Annotated in this window: 1 protein-coding gene; it reads left to right on the top strand. The window is 72.1% G+C overall.

What is annotated here, in order from left to right:
• The first annotated feature begins 121 nt into the window (after window positions 1–121).
• Window positions 122–778 (top strand): bifunctional DNA primase/polymerase, encoded by a 657-nt coding sequence (locus GT354_RS12160; RefSeq protein ID WP_161356308.1) that lies wholly within the window; start codon window positions 122–124, stop codon window positions 776–778.
• Window positions 779–1,055: the final 277 nt, after the last annotated feature.

Here is a 1,055-nt window from a genome sequence, read left to right as displayed (position 1 = left end):
CGGGGCCGTTCGGTAGACGGGGCCGTTCGGTGGGGCGGGCCGCCGGCAGGGCAGGGCCGTTCGGTGGGCGACGAGTGGGTGGGGCGGTGTGGAGCCGTAACCATCGCGTGGCCCCGCAGTTGTGCAGCACGTGGAAGACACCCTGTGGACCCGGCAGCTTGCCCGCGACACGCTTGTAGAGACCGCAGTCCGCTACGCCGGCGACAAGCACTGGGATGTCGTTCCCGGCACCTCGGTCGTAGAAGGCACGGCGGGGCGTCGTTGCAGCTGCAGCCGTCCCCGGTGTGCCACTCCGGGCGCGCATCCGATCATGCGCGACTGGGCGGTACAGGCCGCCAGTTCGCCGGCCCTCGTCCGGCGCTGGTGGGCCGAACACCCGGACGCGGCGATTCTGTTGCCCGCCGGCCGCGGCTTCGACGTCATCGACGTCCCGGAGCAGGCCGGCTGTCTCGCGTTGGCCCGCCTGGAGCGGATGGGCCTACCACTGGGCCCGGTCATCGCGACCCCGACGCGTCGCCTGCAATTCTTCGTACTCCCCGGCGCACGCGACACGATGGGCGAGTTGCTGCGCCGAATCGGCTGGGGCACGAGCGCGCTCGACCTCGTCCCCAAGGGCGAAGGCGACTGGGTGGTGGCACCCCCGTCCCGCATGGGCGCCTCGGGAAGCGCCTCGTGGGCCCGCGAACCCACGGAACTCAACCGCTGGCTACCACAGGCCCGAGAACTGGTCAGCCCCATCGCCTACGCCTGCGGCCGCTCCTTGGCCCAAGCCCGGTAGAGCACGGGGGACGGGACGAGCGGGAGGGGGAAGGGCTGGGTGACGCGGCCATGGCGACGGCGAGGCGGACGACACGGGCACGGCGGGACGGGGAAGCGGGGCACGGGGGCACGGCGGGACGGCTGAGCCCGACACGCAGGCACGGCAACACGGCTGAGCCCGACACGCAGGCACAGCGAGACGGAGAAGCCGAACACGCAGGCACCGCGGGACGGCTGAGCCCGACACGCAGGCACGGCGTTGCTTTTTTCTAGAAGCCGGCTCGCGAAGCACCACT

The organism is Streptomyces sp. SID3343 (assembly GCF_009865215.1).
GTDB lineage: Bacteria > Actinomycetota > Actinomycetes > Streptomycetales > Streptomycetaceae > Embleya.
The sequence above is the reverse complement of the archived record's forward strand: the minus strand, read 5'-3'. Positions and strand labels throughout refer to the sequence as shown.